This is a genomic window from Yersinia sp. 1252 StPb PI (assembly GCF_048593885.1).
GTDB lineage: Bacteria > Pseudomonadota > Gammaproteobacteria > Enterobacterales > Enterobacteriaceae > Yersinia > Yersinia enterocolitica_E.
Genome location: NZ_JAZGQE010000579.1, coordinates 1 through 237 on the forward strand (window position 1 = coordinate 1; position 237 = coordinate 237).

The following is a 237-nucleotide window of genomic DNA, read 5'->3' on the forward strand; positions in this document are numbered from 1 at the left end:
AGTGTCGTTGCTATCTCCCTTGCTTCATTCCCTGCTATTGCCAGAATGTTTTCAGGCTTCTCAATCTCGGCAAACTCAAGCAACCGGCAGAACTTGCTTAACATGCTGTCCTTGCCTGATATCCAGCGGCTTATCTGGCACCGGTCAACACCTACGTGCTTAGCGGCTTCCAGTTGGCCCTTGCTGCTGATGCCATTCATAACCTGTACTTCCAATTCAATTGCGTTAGTGCGTTTC

Annotated in this window: 1 protein-coding gene; it reads right to left on the reverse strand. The window is 49.4% G+C overall.

Annotated features, from left to right (window positions below):
- On the reverse strand, positions 1–237 hold a 237-nt coding region (locus V2A85_RS24805; RefSeq protein WP_420072699.1), incomplete at both ends, for a CII family transcriptional regulator.